This is a genomic window from Bacillus sp. LR--39 (assembly GCF_053613335.1).
Map to the genome: position 1 here is coordinate 1 of NZ_JBSIOT010001371.1, position 560 is coordinate 560.

At 55.5% G+C, this 560-nt stretch carries 1 protein-coding gene; it reads left to right on the forward strand.

Annotated elements, in window-relative coordinates; translation table 11 throughout:
- Position 1: 1 nt before the first annotated feature.
- On the forward strand, positions 2-560 hold a 559-nt coding region (locus tag ACWHAR_RS30555; protein WP_452088868.1), incomplete at its 3' end, for an NAD(P)H-hydrate dehydratase.

Below are 560 nucleotides of genomic sequence, written 5' to 3' on the forward strand. Positions count from 1 at the left end.
CGTGAAGGGCTCATTGCCGAAAAGGGGAAATGATAGTCATAAAGGAACTTATGGAACCGGCCTTTTGCTCGCGGGAAGCGATGATATGCCGGGAGCGGCTCTCCTTGCAGGAATCGGGGCGATGCGGAGCGGTCTAGGAAAGCTTGTCATCGGAACGTGCGGGAGTGCGATTCCGCTGATCCTCCCCGTTCTTCCTGAGGCGACGTATTGGCGGGACGGCGCCGAAAAGGCGGCGTCAGGCGAGATTGCCGAACCTTACCGGGCGATTGCGATCGGGCCTGGGCTGCCGCCTTCGCAAATGACTGAGCAAGCGGTTCAAAGCGTATTAGCGAAAGACTGCCCGGTTGTGCTTGATGCGGGTGCTCTTTCAAAACGATCGTATCATGAACGGGAAGCGCCGGTGGTATTAACGCCGCATCCGGGCGAATTTTCGAAAATGACAGGCTTGTCCATTCGAGAAATTGAAGCAAACCGGGCCGGTTATGCTCGAGATTATGCGGAGGAACAAGGTATTACCCTTGTCTTGAAAGGCAATGAAACGATCGTTGCTTTCCCCGACG